12 protein-coding genes are annotated in these 18,441 nt (G+C 74.9%); 6 read left to right on the forward strand and 6 right to left on the reverse strand.

Going from position 1 to position 18,441, the window contains the following annotated elements; all coding sequences use genetic code 11:
- Positions 1–44: 44 nt before the first annotated feature.
- Positions 45–803, forward strand: coding sequence for a hypothetical protein (locus ACFPCY_RS13195; protein ID WP_378254752.1), 759 nt, complete (start codon positions 45–47; stop codon positions 801–803).
- Positions 804–810: 7 nt separating this feature from the next.
- Here the strand turns inward: ACFPCY_RS13195 and ACFPCY_RS13200 are convergent, their stop codons facing one another.
- Positions 811–1,335, reverse strand: coding sequence for a hypothetical protein (locus tag ACFPCY_RS13200; protein ID WP_378254754.1), 525 nt, complete (start codon positions 1,333–1,335; stop codon positions 811–813).
- Between the two features lie 385 nt (positions 1,336–1,720).
- Between ACFPCY_RS13200 and ACFPCY_RS13205 the strand changes: the two genes are divergently transcribed.
- Together ACFPCY_RS13205 and ACFPCY_RS13210 are read left to right on the forward strand one after the other, a co-directional pair.
- Positions 1,721–2,377: an ArsR/SmtB family transcription factor gene (locus ACFPCY_RS13205; protein WP_378254756.1), complete on the forward strand. Its 657-nt coding sequence runs from the start codon at positions 1,721–1,723 to the stop codon at positions 2,375–2,377.
- Positions 2,361–3,563, forward strand: coding sequence for an MFS transporter (locus ACFPCY_RS13210; protein WP_378254758.1), 1,203 nt, complete (start codon positions 2,361–2,363; stop codon positions 3,561–3,563). The genes ACFPCY_RS13205 and ACFPCY_RS13210 overlap by 17 nt, the downstream gene beginning before the upstream one ends.
- Here ACFPCY_RS13210 and ACFPCY_RS13215 read toward each other — a convergent pair.
- Genes ACFPCY_RS13215 through ACFPCY_RS13235 form a run of 5 tightly spaced genes read right to left on the reverse strand, consistent with a single transcriptional unit; the run spans position 3,484 to position 8,963 of the window.
- Positions 3,484–4,701, reverse strand: coding sequence for a cytochrome P450 (locus ACFPCY_RS13215; protein WP_378254760.1), 1,218 nt, complete (start codon positions 4,699–4,701; stop codon positions 3,484–3,486). The genes ACFPCY_RS13210 and ACFPCY_RS13215 overlap by 80 nt on opposite strands.
- Entirely contained in the window at positions 4,682–6,466 is a 1,785-nt protein-coding gene (locus ACFPCY_RS13220; RefSeq protein ID WP_378254762.1) for a non-ribosomal peptide synthetase, read from the reverse strand. Before ACFPCY_RS13220 ends, ACFPCY_RS13215 begins: the two co-directional genes overlap by 20 nt.
- Before the next feature lie 60 nt (positions 6,467–6,526).
- Complete coding sequence (locus tag ACFPCY_RS13225) at positions 6,527–7,282, reverse strand: thioesterase II family protein (protein ID WP_378254764.1); 756 nt, start codon at positions 7,280–7,282, stop codon at positions 6,527–6,529.
- A complete protein-coding gene (locus ACFPCY_RS13230; protein ID WP_378254766.1) occupies positions 7,279–8,700 on the reverse strand; it encodes a condensation domain-containing protein in 1,422 nt (473 codons plus the stop codon). Before ACFPCY_RS13230 ends, ACFPCY_RS13225 begins: the two co-directional genes overlap by 4 nt.
- Complete coding sequence (locus ACFPCY_RS13235; RefSeq protein WP_378254768.1) at positions 8,697–8,963, reverse strand: phosphopantetheine-binding protein; 267 nt, start codon at positions 8,961–8,963, stop codon at positions 8,697–8,699. Before ACFPCY_RS13235 ends, ACFPCY_RS13230 begins: the two co-directional genes overlap by 4 nt.
- A gap of 459 nt (positions 8,964–9,422) precedes the next feature.
- On the opposite strand from ACFPCY_RS13235, the gene ACFPCY_RS13240 reads away from it, so the two are divergent.
- Genes ACFPCY_RS13240 through ACFPCY_RS13250 form a run of 3 tightly spaced genes read left to right on the forward strand, consistent with a single transcriptional unit; the run spans position 9,423 to position 18,437 of the window.
- Complete coding sequence (locus ACFPCY_RS13240) at positions 9,423–13,382, forward strand: amino acid adenylation domain-containing protein (protein ID WP_378254770.1); 3,960 nt, start codon at positions 9,423–9,425, stop codon at positions 13,380–13,382.
- The gene (locus tag ACFPCY_RS13245; RefSeq protein WP_378254772.1) at positions 13,379–18,238 is read left to right on the forward strand and encodes an amino acid adenylation domain-containing protein; all 4,860 of its coding nucleotides are present in this window, start codon (positions 13,379–13,381) and stop codon (positions 18,236–18,238) included. Before ACFPCY_RS13240 ends, ACFPCY_RS13245 begins: the two co-directional genes overlap by 4 nt.
- A 4-nt stretch (positions 18,239–18,242) precedes the next feature.
- Positions 18,243–18,437 (forward strand): MbtH family protein, encoded by a 195-nt coding sequence (locus ACFPCY_RS13250; protein ID WP_378254774.1) that lies wholly within the window; start codon positions 18,243–18,245, stop codon positions 18,435–18,437.
- The last annotated feature ends 4 nt before the right edge of the window (positions 18,438–18,441 follow it).

Consider the following 18,441-nt stretch of genomic DNA (forward strand, 5'->3'; position numbering starts at 1 on the left):
GGGATGGCGTAGGGTGCGGGGACGCGTGATCGGAGGTCGGCGTGATGGCTCGGCGTTCACGGCTTTCTGCGTGCGGTGACGTCTCGGCGGCCGACTGGGTGGTCGCGGGGATCGGGCCGTTCGGGTCCGGGGTGGGCGGTCTGGTGCCGCACGGGTTCGAGGCTTACGCGCGGATTCTGCATCCGGCCTACGCGGCCGACCGGAGCCCGGTGACGTGGGCGCAGGTGGCGGCGTGGTCGGGCGGGACGGTGCATCCGCGGGTGCAGTTCCAGGCGCTGGCCGGGCCGGTGCCGCGGACGGACGTCGCGCGGCCGTGGGTGGAGGAGCCCGATCCCGGGTCGCTGGCTCCGGAACTGCTGGCGGCGCTGTGCGACGTCCTCGGCAGGCACACCGCGACGGCCGATCGGTGCTGGTTCTGCGTCTCGGACGGGTACCGCCCGGCTCCGGAGGGGGCGACCGCCACGTTCACGGCGGACGCGGGGGCGGAAGGGGAGCCCGGGGTGCTCGCGCCGGAGTACGCCGAAGGCCCCCGAGTGGAGCTGCCGGAACGCGGCTATCTCCTGCTCGAGGGCCCCCTCGACGCCGCCGGGGAACTCGCGATGCCGCTCTTTCCGCAGTCACCCAACCTTTTCTGGCCCGACGACCGGGCGTGGTGCGTCACCACGGAGACGGACCTGGACTCGACCTACCTCGGGGGCACCCGGGCGCTCGTCGCCGAGATCCTGGCGGACGAGCGCCTGGAGGCCGTCCCGGTCGAGGTGGCCGACCCGGTGTGGGCGGACAGCGACGAGATCAACCGGTGATGCGCCGTCAGCAGTGGATGGAGACCGTCGGGGTCCTCTTGCCGACGGTGGCGACCCGCGGGGAGTACCCGGCGGGCGCGTAGAGGGTGGCGACCGCTTCGCCGTGGTACTTGCCGGTCCGGCAGACGAGGGCCGCGTTGCCCTTGGCCGTCCGCGCGCCGGTGCTGCCGAACGCCTTGATCTTGCTTCCGCGGTTGCTGAAGAGGCCGACCTTCCCGCGGATCATCCGCAGCGGCTGGGTACAGGTCACGCCGGTGCGGACGTTGATCGTGCCGTGCACGTGACCGGACTTGTGCGGGATGCCGCCGTGGTCGCCGATGAACCGGATCTCGCAGTGGATGACCCTCGTGCCGCGGGCGAGGGAGGGGCTCGAGAAGTCGACGTTGTACTTGGCCAGAACCTTGGGCGCGGCGGCGGGCGTCGCCGCCTCCGCCGTGGCGACGTTGCCGACGACGCCCACGACGGCCACGGCCCCCACCACGGCCAGCTTCCGCTTCAGACCCGCCGCGGAACCCCGATGCTGCTGTCCCATGCGTTGCCTCCAGGCAATTCTCGAACCAAGATCTTTGGTCGAGGAGGGGATCTTGGCAGTGCGCGGGAATGGCCGTCAAGAAAACTCGCCGCAGCGTAAATGGCCGCGATCGGTCAGTTTTCTGTCAATGGCCGCCACCTGCTCCGATCAAACGGATATGGGCCATGTGGTAAAAGTCCTCAACGCCGTTCCTTGACAGGTGCGGAAGCAGTGCCCCCGCCCCATCCGGGATTCGGAATCGCGCGCTGGAGGCGAGTGGGAGCGTCGGTTCGGGTGGGACGGGTGAGGTGTTCAGTCTTCCGGAGCGAAGGCCGGAGCCGGTCATGAGCAAGGAATGTTGCGCAAGGAGTCTTGTTAGTCCGATTCGCGGCATTACCGTGGTGATGTGACGACCGATCCAGGAGCGCGTTCCGGCGGTGACGGGCCGATCAGCGACCCGGTGCGCCTGCGCGCGCTGGCGCATCCGACGCGGCTCGCGCTGCTGGACGTCCTCGGAACCGAGGGGACGGCCACCGCGACGCGCTGCGCCGAGCTGCTCGGCGAGCGGGTGGCCGGTTGCTCGTTCCATCTGCGGGTGCTCGCGCGGCACGGGTTCATCGAACCGGTCGCCCGGGACGGACGCGAACGGCCGTGGCGTCTGAAGCGCCTCGTCCAGGCCGTCGACACCACCGGCATGGACGACGAGCAGGAGCAGGCGGTCGACGCCGTCACCGAGCAGTTCCTCGAACGCGAGTTCGCGCGGCTGCGGACGTGGCGGCGCATGCTGCGGGACGAGCCGCCCGAGTGGCGGCGCGCCTCGTTCGCGCTCGGCGTCACCGTGTGGATGACGCCGGAGGAACTGGACGAGTTCCGCGAGGAGCTCACCGAGCGCGCCGACGAGCTGCTGGCGCGCTATCGCGACCGGATCGAGGACGCCGGAGGGCGGCCGGAGCGGTCGCGGCCGATCCGGTTCTTCGCGGGGGCGGGCGGAGCTCCGCCCGCGACCGGCGGCGGGGGAACGGCCGCTGGTGGAGGGGGAGATGGCGATGGGGGCGCTTCATGACGGGAGGTTCCGCCGCCTGCTGGTGGGACAGTCCCTGAGCAGCCTGGGGGACAGCGCGCTCTACCTGGCGCTCGGGATCTGGGCGAAGGACCTGACCGGCAGCAACGCGGCGGCCGGGGCGGTGTTCCTCTGCCTCGCGCTGCCGGTGCCGTTCGGGCCGCTGGCCGGGCACGTCGTGGACCGGACCGGCCGTCGGCGGCTCCTGATCGTGACGAACGCCGTCGCGGGCACGGGCGTCCTGGCGCTGCTGCTCGTCCGCTCGACCGCGCAGCTTCCGATCATCTACGTGGTCGCGGTCGGGTACGGATGCGCGTTCGGGCTGCTGCGGCCCGCGCTCGCCGGGCTGGTCAAGGACCTGGTGCGCGGGGAGGACCTCGTCACCGCGAACGCCGCCATCCGCACGGTCGGCGAGGGTTTCCGGGTGCTCAGCCCGCTCGTCGGCGCCGGGCTGTACACGGCGGCGGGCGGCGGGGCGCTGGCGGTCTTCGACTCGGCGACGTTCGGCGTCGCGATCCTCGTGCTCGCGACGCTGCGGGTCGAGGAGTCCGAGGTGCCGGACGGCCCGTCCGGCGGCGCGATCGACGGCGTGCGGCACATCCGGCGCACGCCGCTGCTGGCGTGGATGTCCCTGGTCGCGGCGGCCGCGTTCGGCGTGCTCGGCTTCTTCGACAGCACCGACTTCGCCGTGGTGGACCAGGGGCTGCGCCATCCGCCCTCGTTCTTCGGGGTGCTGATGAGCGTGCAGGGCGCGGGCAGCGTGCTGGGCGGGCTGACGGTGGCGCGGATGATCCGCCGGGTCGGCGAGGCGCGCACGGTGGGCGCCGCGCTCGCGCTCTGCGCGGCCGGCTCGGGGCTGATGACCGTGCCGCTCACACCCGTCGTGCTGGGCGGGTTCGTGCTCGCGGGCGTCGGCGTCCCGTGGCTGCTCGTGGGGTACGCGACGGCCTGGCAGCGGCACACGCCGCCGCGGCTGATCGGCCGGGTCTCCGCGGCGGCGGACCTGTACCTGCTGCTGCCGCAGACCGCGTCGATCGCGGCCGGGGCGGCGCTGGTGGGCGTGCTCGACTACCGGGTGCTGCTGGCCGCCTGCGGGGCCACGCTGGCGGTCACCGGAGGGCTGCTGCTGGTCCGGCGGGTCGCCGCGCCGGACGCAGTGTCACCCGAAGCGACTCCAGCCCGAAATTGATGATCGAGCGGTTGTGGACCGGTTCGGCGGTCTGCTCGATCGCGCCGACGTGTTCGGCGAGCGCCTCGAACAGGGCCGTCAGCTCCAGGCGGGCGAGTGGGGCGCCGATGCAGTAGTGCGGGCCCCAACCGAAGGCGAGGTGCCGGTTGGGGTGCCGGTCCAGCCGGAGGACGCCGGGGGCGGTGAACTCCGCCTCGTCGCGGTTGGCCGGCGGCACCCAGACCACCACGCGGTCGCCCTCCCGCACCCGGCACCCGCCGAGTTCGGTGTCGCGGCGCGCGGTGCGCAGCACGTGCAGGCCGACCGACGTCCAGCGCAGCAGTTCCTCGGTGGCCCGCCGCGGGTCCGCGTCGCCGTCCAGCATCGTGCGCAGGTGACCGGGGTGGCGCAGCAGCGCGAGCATGCTCATCGCCGCCGTGTGCCGGACGGTCTGGATCCCGCCGACGATGATGTTGTCGCAGTTCAGCACGGTCTCCTCGACGCTGAGCCGGGTGCCGTCCGGCTGCGGCGCGGACAGCGCGCCGATCAGGTCGTCGCCGGGATGGTCGCGGCGGGCCAGCGCCTCGCGGAACAGGTACGGCAGCAGCCGCTGGTGCGCGGCGCGGCGCCGCTCGGCGTCGGGGGCGAGGAACGCCTGGTCGCAGAGGCGCACGATCGCGTCCCGGTCGGCCTCCGCGACGCCCATCAGGTCGCACATCACGGTGAGCGGGACGGCCGCGCCGATGTCCCGGACGAAGTCGATCTCGCCCCGTTCCAGCGCGCGCCGGACGACCCGTCCCGTCAGCTCCCGGACGCGTCCGGACAGCGCGGCGGCCCGCCGGTTGGACAGCAGCGGCAGCGCGGGGTCGCGGTAGCGGCGGTGCCGCGGCGGGTCGGACAGGGCCATCATCCGGTCCGTCCCGGCGGGCGGGCCGTCCGGGCCGGTGCCGAGCAGGGACCCGCCGCGCGAGCTGTAGGTCGCCGGGTCGGCGAGCACCTCCGCCGCGTGCCGGTACGACAGCACCGCCCACAGCGGCCCCTCGGACGCGCTGTGATGGCGCTGCACGGGCGCCTCGCGGCGCATCGCGGCGAGGAGGGCGTGGCAGTCGTCCCGCGCCCAGAAGTCCGGTTCCGTCAGGTCATGCTTCAGAAGCGGCATGCTCTTCCCTTTCACGGGCGTACTCGCGGTCGATGAGGTCGGCCAGGTGGCCCAGGCGGGGATGCTCGAAGACGGCGCGCACCGGCAGCTCGACACCGAGCTCCTCGTGGACGGCGTCGACGAGGCGCGGGGCGAGCAGGGACGTCCCGCCGAGCGCGAAGTAGTCGTCGTCGAGCCCGACCCGCCCGCAGCCGAGGACGGACGTCCAGATCTCGGCGAGCGCGCGCTGCGTCGGGGTCTCGGGTGGACGGTGCGGGGCGTCCGCGCCGCCGCGCGGTTCCGGGTCGGGCAGCGCGGTGCGGTCGATCTTGCCGGTGGACGTGCGGGGCAGCTGGTCGAGCAGGACGTAGGCGGCGGGGACGAGCGCGGCGGGCAGGGTGCGGGTCAGGCCCCGGTGCAGCGCGGCGATGTCCACGGGCGCGCCGGGATGCGGCTCCAGGTAGGCGGTCAGCCGCGCGTCCGCGGTGCCGGTCCCGTGCACGGCGACACCGGCCTGCGCCACGCCCGGATCGGCGTACAGCGCCGCGTCGATCTCGCCCAGCTCGACCCGGATGCCGCGGATCTTCACCTGGTCGTCGCCGCGTCCGTGGAACTCCAGGGTCCCGTCCGGGCGGCGGCGTCCGAGATCACCCGTCCGGTAGACGCGGTGCCCGCCGTCGCCGCCGGGCAGGAAGACGCGGGACGTCTCGTCCGGGCGGTCCAGGTAGCCGTGCGCCAGGTGAGGGCTGCGCACCCAGATCTCGCCGATGTCGCCATCGGGCACAGGAGCGGCCTCGGATACAGGCACGCCCTCGGACACAGGCATGCCGGCGGACGGCGGCTCGCCGGTGGCGGCGCGGAGCAGGATCTCGCGTCCGGGAATGGGATGCCCCACCGGGACGGCTCCGTCCGCGCCGTCCGGTACGCGAAGGAAGGTCGCGAGGCCGCATTCGGTCGGCCCGTACAGGTTGTAGAGCGTCGCGTCGGGAAAGTGCGTGCGCGCCCGCGCGACCAGGTGACCGTGCAGGATCTCGCCGAACAGGCTGAGCACGCGAACGTGCGGGAGCGGCGGCTCGCCCAGGGCGTCGCGCGCGTGCAGGAGGGCGCGGCACAGGCTCGGCACCGCCTGGACGAGAGTCACCCGCTGCGTCGCGATCCACCGCGCGATGGTCCCGACGTCCGACTTCGCCGCGGGCGGCGGCACGACGAGCGCCGCACCGGTCAGGACCGCCGCGAACACCTCCAGGCTCGCCGCGTCGTAGCTGAACTTCGCCCACTGGAGGGCGCGGTCGTCCGGGCCGATGCCGATCTCGGCGGCGAACCAGGCGGCGAGCTGGTGTAGGTTGGCGCCGAACTGCACGATCCCCTTGGGGACGCCGGTCGATCCCGAGGTGTAGACGACGCACGCCGCGCCGGACGGCAGGCCGTCGCGCGCTCCGGGGCGGAGGTGCACGCCGTCCGCGGTCAGGACGGCGCGGGGACGGCAGTCGTCCAGCAGGAGCCGGTGCCGGTGGGCGGGCTGGTCGGTGTCCAGCCAGGTGAACGGAAGGCCCGCGCGGACGGCGGCGAGGAGCGCGGCGACCGCGTGCGGGCCGTCCGGGAGGGCGATGGCCAGCAGGTCGCCGGGCCGCAGCCCGGCGCCCGCGAGGCTCGCGACGACGCGGTCGACGCGGAGGTCCAGGTCGCGGTAGGTGAGGGTCCCGGCCGCGCCGATCACGGCGGCGGCGTGCGGGCGTTCCGCCGCGTGCCGGGACAGGGCGGCGTCGATCTCAGGGCAGGTGGTCATGGTCGCTCCGTCATGGTCAGGGACGCTGCGCGTCGTGGTCAGGGGCGCTGCGCGTCGTGGTCAGGGACGCTGCGTCGAGGAGGGGAGGAGCCGCCCGACCGCGCCGGCCGCGGCGGCGGGCGCGGCCTGGACGACCAGGTGGCCCGCCCGCGCCGCCGACAGCGTGAACGGCGCGGTCGTGTACCGCGCCCACTCGCGCATCTGCGCCGGCGTGACGGTCGGGTCCGCGTCGCCCACCAGGGCGTGGATCGGGCGGTCGAGCGGCGGCGCCGGCCGGTACCGGTAGCCGTGGCAGAGCGCGAGGTCGGCGGTCACGGCGGACAGCGCGATCTCCCGCAGGCCGGGATGGGCGAGGATCTCGGTCGTGGCGGGATCGACGCGGTGCAGGAACTCCGCCAGCTCGGCGGGGTCGTCCGGGCCCGGCGGGCCGGTCCACAGGTGCGGCGGGAGCAGCGCGGCCAGGACGCATCCGACCGGCGGACGCCATCCGGCCAGCTCCCGCGCGACCTGGTAGGCGGTCATCGCCCCGAGGCTCTGCCCGAGCAGCGCGTACGGGCGGGTCAGCTCCGGACGCAGGACGGCGACGAGCTGCCGGACGAGCGCGTCGAGGTCGCGGGGGAGCCGCTCGGCGAGGCGCCCGCCGCGTCCGGGAAGGCGCAGCGCCCACACCTCGACGCTGGGCGGCAGCGCCACCGACAGGCCGGTGAACGACGAGGCGTCGCCGCCGGCGTGCGGGAAGCAGAACAGGCGCAGCTCCGCATCGGGACGCGGGTGCGGGATCCAGAACCAGGGCGACACGAGTTTCGGCCGGGTCATGACGGCTCCTTCCCGGCGCGCCGCGTCCGCATGTCGACGATCACCGGCGCGGACGGCGGCTTCCCGGCCTCTCCGGCTGCGTCTCCGGCGGCGGGGTCCGGCTCGCGGAGCTCCGGGAGCTCCGGGAGCGGGTCGTCCGGGGCGTTGACGCCGGAGGCGAGCGCGTCCAGGTATCCGGCGACGAGCAGGTCGATCGTCGCGGCGTCGAAGAGGTCGGTGCTGTAGCAGGCCAGGCCGTGCAGGCGTCCGGGGCCGCGCAGCAGGTGGAGTTCCAGCTCGGTGCGGACGGCCGAGGCGGTGACGCCGTCCCATGCCGCGACGTCCAGGTCGTGCCAGCGCAGCTCGCCGGGGCCGGGCTGGTCGTCCAGCAGCTGGCAGGCGACCCGCACGAGCGTCCCGCTCTCGCGGCCGAGCCCGGCCACGAGCCGGTCGAACGGGACGAGCGAGTGGTCGAGCGCGTCGATGAGCGCGCGCCGCACGACCGCCAGCGCGGACCGGAAGGTCCGGGCGGCGGACAGGTCGATCCGCACCGGGACCGTGTTGACGAAGAAGCCCACCGTGGCGGCGAACTCCGGGCCGGGCCGTCCCGCGACGGGGACGCCGACGATCACGTCCGGGCTCCCGGTGCGCCCCCTCAGCAGGACGGCCAGGGCGGTGAGCGCGACCATGAACGGGGTGGCCCGGTCCGAGCGCGCGAGGGCGGTGAGCGCGGCGGCGACCGGCTCGGGCACCGCGAACGGCGCCTCGCCGCCGCGCGCGGACGCCGTGACGCCTCGCGGACGGTCGGTCGGCAGCTCCATCGACGCGCCCGCCAGCACGTCCTGCCAGTAGGCCGTCTCCTCGGCCACGCGTCCGGGGGACAGCGCCCGCCGCTGCCAGGCGGCGAACTCGGCGTAGCCGGGGGCGGGCGGATCGGCCGGAAGCGGGCGCCCGGCGCGCGACGCGGCGTAGATCTCGCCCAGCTCGGCGAGGACGATGCCCAGCGACCAGTCGTCCACGGCGATGTGGTGGAAGGTCAGGACCAGCACGTGCCGCGTCGCGTCGAACGCGAGCAGGTGCGCCCGGAGCAGCGGCTCGCCGGCCAGGTCGAAAGGGGTGCCCGCCTGCGCTGCGGCGATCGCGCGCGCCTTCCGCTCGGCGTCCGGGCCGAGCCGGACGACCGGAAGCGGCACCTCGCCGACCACCGGGCGGACCACGGCGTACGGACGGCCGCGAACGGTCAGGTAGTTCGTCCGCAGCGCGTCGTGCCTGGCCACGACCTCGGTCAGGGCCGTCCGCAGCGCGCGCTGGTCGAGGGGCCCGGCCAGCTCGTAGCCGACGCACACGTTGTACTGCGCGGTGCCCGGGGTGAGCCGGTCGAGGAACCACAGCCGGTTCTGGATCGGGGCGATCGGCACGAGCGTGACGCCGGCGGTCATGCGAGCCGCTCCAGCAGCGCCGCGCCGGGCTCCGCGCGCCGGTCGATCTCGGCGCAGAAGGCGGCGAGGTCGGCGCTGTCCAGCAGCGCGCGCAGGGGCAGCTCGACGCCGAGCCGGTCGCGGACGACGAACACGATGCGGACGGCGGCCAGCGACGTTCCGCCGAGTGCATAGAAATCGTCGTCGAGTTCCGGTTCGGAGATCTTCAACGTGGTGGCCCATACGTCCGCCACCCACTGCTGCAAAGGCGACTTCGAAGCCATCTGCTTCCCCTCGGCATTCGTCTTAGTTGATCGGGTCAATGTAACCGACTTCTTCGGTCGGCAACATTTCTGTGCCCATACCGGACGCGTCGGCGTGCTCGGGCGGTGTTACCGGTGTGACGGATGACGTCTGATTCCGCGCCCTTCGCGTTAGCTTGCGTTTGAGCAGGTCAGGGCCGAGTTTGCGAAGATCGAAAACGTGTTCTCGCGGGTGGCGGTTCAGGTTGTGGGGCGTCCGGACCCGGACATCCGGCGCCGTATCGGAAGGGTTGACTTACCCCGGTTGAATGTTAAAGATGGCGAAGGCGGCGGACGGTCATGACTTATTCGGGGGGTTTGCGGCCGGTGACCGGCCGATGCGTCAACGCCGCCATCCGGGGATTGGGCAGCCGAAGTCAGAAACTCTTCTCGGCATGCCGTAAACAGCCCTAAGGGCGCTTTCGAGGACGAGGGAAATCGATGGTTGAACCGAATCGCGGATCCCGTGTTGCCTGGGGCGAGGTGTTCCGCGCCCACGCCGGAACCGGACGGATCGCGGTCGAGTGCGACGACACGGGACTGACCTACGCCGAGCTCGACCGGCGCACGGCCGCGCTGGCCCGCGCCCTGCGGCGCGAGGGCATCGGCCCCGAGCGGGTGGTGGCGGTCGCGCCCGCCTCCCCGCTGGACGGCGTCCTCGCGATGCTCGCGACCCTGCGCGCGGGCGGCGTCCACCTGCCGCTCGACCCGGACGCGCCGTCCGCCCGGACCGCGTCGCTGCTGGCGGACGCCGCGCCCTCGCTCATCCTGGGCGACCCCGGCGTCCCGACCGCGACTCCGGTCCTGCTCCCCGACGGCGTCCCTGACGGCGCCTCGGACGACACCCTGGTGGCGGGCGACCTGTCGTCGCTGGACGCGGCGGACCCCCGGCACGCCGCCTACGTGATCCACACCTCCGGCTCCACCGGGCGGCCCAAGGCCGTGTGCGTGCCGTACGGAGCGCTGGCGCGCCACCTCCGCGACGCCGGCCGCCGGTTCGGGCTCACCTCCGGCGACCGGGTGCTGCGGTTCGCGCCGCCGCACGTGGACGTCGCGATCGAGCAGACGCTCGCGCCGCTGCTGGCGGGCGCGACGCTCGTCCTGCGGTCCGAACGGGACGAGCCGCTCGACCTGATCGCCCGCCGCCGCGTCACCGTCGCCAACCTGCCCGCCGGATACTGGGCCGACATCGCGGGCGCCCTGGACGTCTGGCCCTGGCCGGCGGAGAGCGCGCTGCGGCTGATGATCTCGGGCAGCGACCGCATGCCGCCCGCGGCCGTCCGCGCGTGGCGGGCGGGCGTCCCCGGCTCGGTGGCGCTCGCCAACGCCTACGGCCCGACCGAGACCGTGATCACCAGCACCGTGCACGACCTGCGCCCGGACGACGCGAACGGCTCGCCCGGCTCGCCCGGCTCGTCCGGGGAGGACGCCGAGATCCCGATCGGCACGCCCGTCGGGGACCGGCGGGCCTACGTGCTGGACGAGCGGCTGCGCCCCTGCCCGCCCGGCGTGCCCGGTGAGCTGCACATCGGCGGCCCGACGCTCGCCCGCGGCTACCTCGGTGAGCCGGGCCTGACGGCCGAGCGCTTCCTTCCCGACCCGTTCGCCGACGTCCCGGGCGGGCGCATGTACCGCACCGGCGACCTGGTGGCGCGGCGGGACGACGGCGCGCTGGTCTTCCTCGGCCGCCGCGACGCCCAGACGAAGATCAACGGTTTCCGGGTCGAGCCGGACGAGGTCGGCCGCGCGCTGGAGCGCCATCCGGCCGTCCGCGCCGCCGCCGTCACCGTGACCGAGGACGCGCGCGGCGCCCGCCGCCTCATCGCCTACGCCGCGACCGACCACCCCGACCAGACCGACCAGTCCCACCCCGCCGACCACCCCGCCCACCTCGACCGCGCCGATCGCGCCGACTACACCGGCAGCGCCGACCGCCCTGACCGCGCTGACCGCCCTGACCGCGCCGACCGCGCCGACCGCGCCGACCGCGCCGACCGCGGTGCCCGCGCCGACCGCGCCGACCGCGCCGGCAGCGCCGACCGCACCGGCAGCGCTGACCGCGCCGGCAGCGCCGGCAGCGCCGACCGCGGTGACCGTGGTGACCGGGCTGGCCGGGCTGACCGCGGTGACGACGCGGGGTCGGCCGGGCTGCTGGCGTTTCTGCGCCGTGAGCTGCCGCGCCACATGGTGCCCGCCGAGGTCGTCCTGCTCGCCCGGTTGCCGCTGACCGAGCGCGGCACGGTGGACCACGCCGCCCTCCACCTCCGGGCCACGCTCACCTCGCCCACCAGCGGCCCGGTCCGGCGCGAGGCCGCGAGGAGCGCGGCCACGGGGACCGAGGCCCACCAAAAGGCGGGCGAAGCCGAGCGGGACGGGCGCGGTTCGTGGTCCGGTACCGAGCGGCTGGTGGCGGACGTGTGGGCGGAGGTGCTCGGCCTCGCCGAGGTCGGGCGCGGCGACGACTTCTTCGGGCTCGGCGGTGACTCGCTCAGCGCGATCCGGGTCGCCGTCCGGCTGCTGGAGGAGCTGGGCGCCGAGGTGTCCCCGCGTGCGATCTTCGACGCGGCCGACCTCGCCGCGCTGGCCGCCGCCATCGACCGGGAGGTCCCGGACGCGTCGCGCTCCACCGCCGCGCCCGCACGCGCTTCCGCGCCGGCGGCGGATCGGGCGCGCCCGCTGTCGTTCGGGCAGGAGGCGCTGTGGTTCCTGGACCGCTGGAGCCCGGGGTCGGTCGCCTACAACGTCCCCTGGGCGCTGCGCCTCGAAGGCCGGGTGGACGAGGCCCTGCTCGCCCAGTGCCTGGACGCGGTGGTGCAGCGGCACGCCGTCCTGCGCACCGTGTTCCCGGCCGTGCTCGGCGAGCCGCGCCAGGTCGTCCGGCCTGAGGCGAGGGTCGAGCTGCCGGTCGTGGACGTCGCCGACGAAGCGGCGGCGGAAGAGGAGATCGCGGCGGCGGCCCGCCGTCCGTTCGACCTGGAGGACGGTCCGCTCGTCCGAGCGAAGCTCGTCCGGTGGGCGCCCGACCGCGCCGTGCTCGCCGTCGTCGTGCACCACATCGTGTGGGACGAGCTGTCCCTGCGGACCCTCCTGACCGAACTGGCCGAGCTGTACTCCGCGCCCGGCGAGGGACGGCTGCCCCGGCTCGCGCCGCTGCCGCTCCAGTACGCCGACTTCGCGGCGGACCAGCGGGAGACGTGGCGCGGTGAGCGCCTCGCGCGCGGCCTGGAGTACTGGGAACGCCGCCTGGACGGCGCGCCCCAGCAGGTGGCGCTGCCCTACGACCGTCCGCGTCCCGATGTGCAGTCCTTCGCCGGGGACGCCATCTCCTTCGCGCTGGACGGCGCCGTGGACAAGGGCGTCCGCGACCTGTGCGCGAGCGCCGGCGTCACCCCGTACATGGTGCTGCTGACCTCGTTCGTCGCGCTGCTGCACGCCCGCACCGGCCAGGACGACCTGGTGGTCGGCACGCCGGTCGCCGGACGCGGGCGCCCCGAGCTCGACGGACTGATCGGCTACTTCGTGAACCTGCTGCCCGTCCGCGCCCGGCTGTCCGGCGGCGACGCGTTCGCCGGCGTGCTGGCGCGGGTCCGCGACGGCGTCCTCGCCGACCTCGCCCACCAGGACGTGCCGTTCGACCTGGTCGTGGACCGGGTCGCGGGCGACCGTCCGGCCGACCGCAACCCGCTGTTCCAGACCGTGTTCGAGATGCACCGGCACGACGCCGAGCCGGTGCGGTTCGGCGACGTCCGGGTGAGCGCGCGGCTGGTGCCGACCGGGACGGCCAAGTTCGACCTGAGCTGGCAGACCACCGACGAGGGCGACCGCCTGCACGGCGTGGTCGAGTTCGCGGGCGACGTGTTCGACCGCGCGACCGTCCACCGGATGGTCGCGGACTGGCAGGTCCTGCTCGCCCGCGCCGTCCGGTACCCGGACACCGCCGTCGCGGATCTCCTCCCGGACCGTCCGGCCGGGCGGCCGGCGGAATCCGAGCCCGCGCCGCCACGCCTCCTCGCGCCGGCGCCGGATCCCGAACCGGACCCGGACCCGGACTTGAACTCGGACGCCGGGCCGCTGGACGAGGTGGTCACCGGCATCTGGGCCCGCGTGCTCGACCTCCCGGCCCTCGCCGTCGACCAGGACGTGTTCGAGTACGGCGCGAACTCGATGGCCGTGGTCCGGGTGAGGTCGCGGCTGGCGGCGGCGCTGCGCGTGGAGCTGCCGCTCCCGGCGGTCTTCCGGGCGCGGACGTCCGGGCAGCTCCGGGACGCGCTGCTGCGGGCCGCGCCGTCCGGTGGCGGCCTCCTCGCGCGGGCGCGCGCCGTCGCGGAGCTGCCCGCGCTGGACGACGACGCCTGGCTGGAGGCGCTGACCGAACTCGACACCGAAGGGAGCCCGGCATGAGCACGGCGCCGAGCAGCGGCTGGCAGCCGATCCGCCGCGGTCATCACGAGTCCGCGCCGCTCGCGTTCGGGCAGCGGTCCCTGTGGTTCCTGAACCGCTGGCGGCCGGACGCGGCGACCTACAACATCCCCTGGGTGCTCCGGCCGCACGGCCCGGTGGACGCCGCCGTCCTGGCGCGCAGCCTCGACGCGGTCGTCCAGCGGCACGCCGCGCTGCGCACGGTGTTCTCCGGGGCGCTCGGCGAGCCGCGCCAGATCGTCCGCTCGGACGTCGTGACCGAGCTGCCCGTCGTGGACGCCGCCGACGAGGACGCCGCGCGGCAGGAGATCGCGGCGGCGGCCCGCCGTCCCTTCGACCTGGAGGAAGGCCCGCTCGTCCGCGCCGAACTCGTCCGGTGGGCGCCCGACCGGGCCGCGCTCGTCGTCGTCTTCCACCACATCGTGTGCGACGAGTGGTCCCTGGAGGTCTTCGAGCACGAGCTGACCGAGCTCTACCGCGCCGAGGTCGAGGGCCGGATGCCCCGGCTCGACCCGCCGCGCGTCCAGTACGCCGACCACACCGCGTGGCAGCACGAGACGTGGCAGGGCGAACGCCTCGAACGCGGGCTCGCCTACTGGGAGCGGCGCCTCGCCGGTGCGCCCCAGCAACTGGAGCTGCCGTACGACCGGCCGCGTCCGTCCGTCCAGTCGTTCGCGGGCGGCACGGTCGGGTTCACCGTCCCGGCGGACGTGGCGGGCCGGGTGCGCGAGCTGGCCGCGGCGGCGGGGGTCACGCCGTACATGGTGCTGCTGACCTCGTTCGCGGCGCTGCTGCACCGCTACACCGGCCAGGACGACCTGGTGATCGGCACGCCGGTCGCCGGACGCGACCGTCCCGAGGTCGAGCGGCTGATCGGCTACTTCGTGAACATGCTGCCGGTCCGCGCGCAGCTCACCGGCTCCGACTCCTTCGCGTCGGTGCTGGAACGCGTCCGCGACGCCGCCTTCGCGGACCTGGAGCACCACGACGTCCCGTTCGACCTGGTGGTGGACCGGCTCGTCGAGCGGCGCCCCACCGACCGCAACCCCCTGTTCCAGGTGCTGTTCGGCATGCGCACCGAGCAGCCGCCGACCGGGCAGCCGGTGACCGGGCAGCCGCCGACCGGGCAGCCGCCGACCGGGCAGCCGCCGACCGGGCAACCGCCGACCGGGCAACCGCCGACCGGGCAGCCGGCGACCGGCGGGCTCGGCGACGTGGAGATCGGCACCACCGGGACGGCCAAGTTCGACCTCGGCTGGCAGGTGAGCGACGACGGGCGGCGCCTCGGCGGGCACGTCGAGTACAGCACCGACCTGTTCGACGTGACGACCGTCCGGCGGATGGTCGGCCACTGGCAGCGGCTGCTGGCCGCCGCGACGGAACGTCCGGAGACGTCCGTCGCCGCGCTGCCGCTGCTGTCCGACGCCGAGCTGGAGGCGCTGACGCCGAGCCCGCCGGTCCTGCGCGGCGGCCGGTGCCTGCACCGGTGGTTCGAGGACGTCGCGCGCGCCCGTCCGGACGCCCTCGCCGTGGTGCTCGGACGGCGCCGCTGGACGTACCGCGAGCTGGACGCGCGGGCCAACCGGCTCGCCCACCACCTGCGGAACCGCGGCGTCCGGCCGGGCGACCGGGTCGGGCTGCTGCTGGACCGGGGGCCGCGGCAGGTCGAGGCGATCCTGGCCGTGCTGAAGTGCGGCGCGGCCTACGTCCCGTCCGACGTCACCTCCCCGGCCGAGCGGATCGCGCTCGTCCTGACGGACGCCGCGGTCCGAACCGTCGTCACCGACCGGCCCGGCGGACCGCCGTCCGGCCCGTGGGACGTCGTGGACCTGCCGTCCGCCGCCGCCGAGATCGCGGCGTGCTCGGACGACGCGCCCGACGTCCGCGTGGACCCGGAGCAGGAGGCCTACGTGATCTTCACCTCCGGCTCCACCGGACGTCCCAAGGGCGTCGAGGTCACGCACGCGAACGTCGCCGAGCTGCTGCGCGGCTCGGAGGACCCCTACGCGTTCGGCCCGGACGACGTGTGGACCCTGTTCCACTCCTACGCCTTCGACTTCTCGGTCTGGGAGATCTGGGGCGCGCTGCTCTACGGGGGACGGCTCGTCGTCGTCCCGTACCAGGTCAGCCGGTCGCCCGAGGCGTTCGCACGGCTGCTGCAGGACGAGGGCGTGACCGTGCTGAACCAGACGCCGACCGCGTTCGCGCAGCTCACCGGGGCGCTTCAGGAGCATCCCCGGCGCCTGGACCGGCTGCGCTGGATCGTCTTCGCCGGGGAGGCGCTGCGGCCCGCGCACGTCCGGAACTGGTACCGGACGTCCGCCGCGCCCGGAGCCCGGCTCTGCAACATGTACGGGATCACCGAGACCACCGTGCACACCACCGTCCACGTCATCGACGGCCCGGACGGGTTCGACCGCAGCATCATCGGCCGTCCGATGCCGCACCTGACCGCCGTCGTGCTGGACCCGTCCGGCCGTCCCGTCCCGGTCGGCGCGCCCGGCGAGCTGTACGTCGGCGGCGGCGGGGTCGCGCGCGGCTACGCGGGACGGCCCGCGACGACCGCGGAACGGTTCCTCCCCGACCCGGCGGCGGCACGCCCCGGCGACCGCCGCTACCGGTCGGGCGACCTGGCCCGGCAGCGCCCGGACGGCACGCTGGAGTACCTCGGCCGGATCGACGACCAGGTGAAGATCCGCGGCTTCCGGATCGAGCTCGGCGAGATCCAGCACCATCTCGACGCCCACCCCGCCGTCCGGACGAGCGCCGTCGTGATCCGCCCGACGCGTTCCGGCGACCCGCGGATCATCGCCTACGCCGTGCCCGACGACTCACCGCGCGACGCCACACCGGTCGGCGCCGCACCGGCCGACGCCGCACGGGGCGGCGCCACGCCGGGCGGCGCCACGCCGGGCGGCGCCACGCCGGGCGGCGCCACGCCGGGCGGCGCCACGCCGGGCGGCGCCACGCCGGGCGGCAGGGCGTCCGGCGGCGGGACGCCGGACGTCACGGAGTTGCGGCGGCACCTGGGCGAGCGGCTGCCGGACTACATGCTGCCCGCGGTCATCATGGTCGTCCCGTCCCTGCCGATGACGGCCAACGGCAAGGTGGACGTCCGCGCGCTGCCCGAGCCCGCCGCGACGCGCGCGAGCACCGTCCACGAGCCGCCGCGCGGGCCCGCCGAGACGGCGCTGGCGGAGATCTGGCACGAGGTCCTCGGCGTCGAGCGGATCGGCCGCGGCGACGGCTTCTTCGAACTCGGCGGCGACTCGATCCGCAGCGTCCAGGTCGTCGGCCTCGCCCGGCGGCGCGGCTACGGCCTGCGGCTGGACGACCTGTTCACCACCCCGACGCTGGCCGCGGCGGCGACCCGTCTCACCGCGCTCACCGGCGCGACCGACGACGAGCCCGAGACCAGGCCGTTCGCGCTCCTGGACCCGGCCGACCGCGCGTCGCTGGCGTCCCCCGACGTCATCGACGCCTACCCGATGACCGACCTCCAGCTCTCGATGGTCTACCACCTGGAGCTGGACCCGGACCACGCGCCCTACCGCAACGTCAACAGCTACCGGATCGCGGGCCCGCTGGACGAGGCGGCGTTCGCGGCGGCCGTCGCGCGGGCGGTCGAGCGGCATCCGACCCTCCGGACGTCCTTCGACCTGGGCTCCTACGCCGAACCGACGCAGATCGTGCACGCCTCGGCACCCGTGCCGGTCGTCTTCGGCGATCTCAGCCACGAGGACGAGGCCGCGCAGCACGCCGCGATCGCGGCGCTGGTCGAACGCGAGCACTCCACGCCGTTCCCGCTCGACCGCCCGCCGCTGCTCCGCATCGACGCCCAGCGGCTCGGCCCGGACGCCTTCCAGCTCACGCTGGCCGAACACCACGCCATCCTGGACGGCTGGAGCTTCACCACCCTGCTGGCCGAGCTCCTCGCCACCCACGAGCGGCTGCGCCGGGATCCGGCCGCCGCGCCACCGCCCCCGCCGCCCGCGCGCTTCCGCGACTTCGTCGCCCTGGAGCGCGCCGCCTCGGCCGACGAGGAGTCGCTCGCCTTCTGGCGGCGCCGGCTCGCCGGGATGCGCGGGTCGATGCTCGGCACGTCGAGCTGGTCCGCGGGCAACGACGCCGGCACCGGGGGCCGCCGCACCGACCGTCCGCTGCCGCCGGAGCTGTGCCGCCGGATGGCGCGGCTCGCGGCGTCCGCCGGCGTCGGCCTCAAGAGCGTCGCGCTCGCCGCCCACGTCGCCGCCCTCGCGGACGTCACCGGACGCGACACCGTCGTCACCGGCCTCACCGTCAACGGCCGGGTCGAGGACGCGGCGGGCGTGGCGGCGCTCGGCCTGTTCCTCAACGTCGTCCCGCTGCGGGTCGGGACCGGCGGCCACGGGAGCTGGCTCGCGCTCGTCCGCGACCTGCACCGGCAGGAGGCCGAGGCGATGCCGCACCGGCGGGTCCCGTTCGCGCGGCTCGCGCGGCTCATGGCCGACCCGCACCTCGACGTGAGCTTCACCTTCAACCGGTTCCACGCGCTCGGCGGCGCGGCGATCGTCGACGACGTCATCGGCGTCGCGCCCACGCTCCGCCGCGAACCCAACCACTTCGGGCTGAGCGTCGGGTTCGTCCAGGACCCGGCGTCCGACCGGGCCCTGCTCACCTTCGAGCACACCGACGCCCGCATCTCCCTCGCCGACGCGCGCGCCTACGCCGACCGCTACCTCGCGGCGGCCGAGGCGATGACCGCCGACCCCGAGGGCGTCCGGCCCCGGTGGGCGAACCCCGCCGCACGTCCCGAGAACCGCACCTATGCCGACGCAGCCGATCCGACCGGAGGGTGACCCGATGACCGACGACGACCAGCGCTTCCACGTCGTGGTGAACGACGAGGAGCAGTACTCGATCTGGCCCGAGACGATGCCGCTCCCGCCCGGCTGGACCGCGGCGGGGCACAGCGGTCCGAAGCAGGACTGCCTCGCCCACATCGAGCGGGTCTGGACCGACATGAGGCCCCGCGGCATCCGCCCTTCCCACCCGTGATCCG

The organism is Actinomadura gamaensis (genome assembly GCF_042652125.1).
GTDB classification, from domain to species: domain Bacteria; phylum Actinomycetota; class Actinomycetes; order Streptosporangiales; family Streptosporangiaceae; genus Spirillospora; species Spirillospora gamaensis.

Bases quoted from the DNA above. Each gene is read 5' to 3' on its own strand.
- ACFPCY_RS13200 (WP_378254754.1), bottom strand. From the start codon at position 1,335: ATGGGACAGCAGCATCGGGGTTCCGCGGCGGGTCTGAAGCGGAAGCTG.
- ACFPCY_RS13230 (WP_378254766.1), bottom strand. From the start codon at position 8,700: ATGACCGCCGGCGTCACGCTCGTGCCGATCGCCCCGATCCAGAACCGG.
- ACFPCY_RS13245 (WP_378254772.1), top strand. From the start codon at position 13,379: ATGAGCACGGCGCCGAGCAGCGGCTGGCAGCCGATCCGCCGCGGTCAT.
- ACFPCY_RS13250 (WP_378254774.1), top strand. From the start codon at position 18,243: ATGACCGACGACGACCAGCGCTTCCACGTCGTGGTGAACGACGAGGAG.
- ACFPCY_RS13240 (WP_378254770.1), top strand. From the start codon at position 9,423: ATGGTTGAACCGAATCGCGGATCCCGTGTTGCCTGGGGCGAGGTGTTC.
- ACFPCY_RS13215 (WP_378254760.1), bottom strand. From the start codon at position 4,701: ATGCCGCTTCTGAAGCATGACCTGACGGAACCGGACTTCTGGGCGCGG.
- ACFPCY_RS13225 (WP_378254764.1), bottom strand. From the start codon at position 7,282: ATGACCCGGCCGAAACTCGTGTCGCCCTGGTTCTGGATCCCGCACCCG.
- ACFPCY_RS13210 (WP_378254758.1), top strand. From the start codon at position 2,361: ATGGGGGCGCTTCATGACGGGAGGTTCCGCCGCCTGCTGGTGGGACAG.
- ACFPCY_RS13220 (WP_378254762.1), bottom strand. From the start codon at position 6,466: ATGACCACCTGCCCTGAGATCGACGCCGCCCTGTCCCGGCACGCGGCG.
- ACFPCY_RS13235 (WP_378254768.1), bottom strand. From the start codon at position 8,963: ATGGCTTCGAAGTCGCCTTTGCAGCAGTGGGTGGCGGACGTATGGGCC.
- ACFPCY_RS13195 (WP_378254752.1), top strand. From the start codon at position 45: ATGGCTCGGCGTTCACGGCTTTCTGCGTGCGGTGACGTCTCGGCGGCC.